At 41.4% G+C, this 1,687-nt stretch carries 2 protein-coding genes; both read left to right on the top strand.

Annotated features, from left to right (window positions below; translation table 11 throughout):
• The first annotated feature begins 30 nt into the window (after positions 1-30).
• Positions 31-459: a hypothetical protein gene (locus AB5Z01_RS13675; protein ID WP_005640132.1), complete on the top strand. Its 429-nt coding sequence runs from the start codon at positions 31-33 to the stop codon at positions 457-459.
• Positions 456-1,364 carry an IS3 family transposase gene (locus tag AB5Z01_RS13680; RefSeq protein ID WP_005640131.1) on the top strand — a complete coding sequence of 303 codons (909 nt, stop codon included), beginning with the start codon at positions 456-458 and terminating at the stop codon, positions 1,362-1,364. The genes AB5Z01_RS13675 and AB5Z01_RS13680 overlap by 4 nt, the downstream gene beginning before the upstream one ends.
• The last annotated feature ends 323 nt before the right edge of the window (positions 1,365-1,687 follow it).

Here is a 1,687-nt window from a genome sequence, read left to right on the forward strand (position 1 = left end):
CTTTGTTGACTTTTATGAAAGTCAACAAAGATGAAAAAAGAGAAGTCATTGACTCGTCGCAAGGGTGAACCTTATCCTTTGGAGATTCGCCTAGCAGCTATAGGTGAATATCGCTTAGGAGTAAGCCGTAAAGAGATCGCCTTTAAATATTCCATAAGCGACCCTACGGTAATATCGCATTGGATTCGTAAATTTGAGGCAAAAAGACAATCATCAGTGTCAATAAAACCACTGAAACTCAAAAAGCGATCAATAAAAATGACAGAAAACGAATCGGATCTTTCCAAACGGATCAAAGAACTGGAACGCGCCCTCAAACAAAAAGAGTTGGAGTTAAAGGATAAAGAGAAGGAACTGAAGCATGAGCAAGCTCATCGCCGTGCGATGGAAATCCTAATAGAACTAGCCAATGAACACTATAACATCGATATCCGAAAAAACTCTGGCACCAAGCAGTGAAAAGGCTTCATGACAATCAGCCGGAAATAAGTATCCCTGATTGTTGTTCGTTGTTTGGGTATAGCAAGCAAGCCTATTATAAGAGAGAAAAACAGTTACAATCGGAATTGTTGTGTGAGGAAATAATCCTTAAAATGGTAAACAGCCTGCGTCAGGACCAACCGGTTTTAGGTGGTCGTAAGTTGTATCATATCCTAAAAACCAAGATACATCCTGATTTGGATATAGGGCGCGATAAGTTTTTTGACTTGCTACGCGACAATGGTTTGTTGATCAGACATTCCAGGGTTTATCGGCCGGTAACAACTCTGTCATGGAACCGTTTTCATAAGTATCCAAATCTGATAAAAGATTATGATCCGCTATCAGCCAATCAGTTATATGTAGCTGATATCACTTATGTCCGCAATGTCGAAGGGAGATTCTATTATTTGAGTTTGCTCACAGATGCATACTCCCGTAAGATTGTCGGTTGGGCCCTGGAGGATTCCCTGGAGATGTCCGGTCCGATAAAAGCGTTGAATATGGCCTTGGAAACACTTCCCCCGGGAAGCGATCTGATCCATCATTCGGATAGAGGAGTACAATATTGTAGCAAAGATTATATCTCAATTTTACAAGGCATTAAATGTCGTATAAGTATGACAGAAAACGGAGATCCCAGAGAGAATGCAATAGCTGAACGTGTCAATGGAATATTAAAAGAAGAATGGTTGAATAAAGAAATGATAACAACGCTCGGCCAGGCTCGGGATATAGTGAGGAAAGTGATCGATATTTATAACACCCGGCGCCCTCACAGTAGTGTGGAAATGTTGACACCTGAAGAGGCGCATGCGAAGAAGGGGCCTTTAAAAAGAAAATGGAAAACTATTTATAAACGTAAACAAGCTATTCTTTTATGAACAGGATTAAACTGATATATTTGCAACAAAATAGAACAGAGACCGGAAACGCTCGTCGGGACAGGTGGCCCTGCCCCTTGCCGCTTGGGCGCTCCCCGGCCGATGAGTTTGGCTGTGAAAAGCCCCCTGTCCTGTAGTGAAACAGGATAAGGTAACTTATTTTAGGATTAAGAAAGGATTGTCTGTTTTTTTACATTTATAGACAACCTATAACAGGATTTTTTTAATACACAGTCAACCAAAATCAGGACGAGACATGGTGAAGGCAAAATCCTGAGGTGAAGGCAGTCCGGATGTTTACCTTCACCCATGTACCCCATAAC

It is taken from the genome of Ruminococcus sp. RTP21359st1_H3_RTP21359_211015, from assembly GCF_040909065.1.
Lineage (GTDB): Bacteria > Bacillota > Clostridia > Oscillospirales > Ruminococcaceae > Hominimerdicola > Hominimerdicola aceti.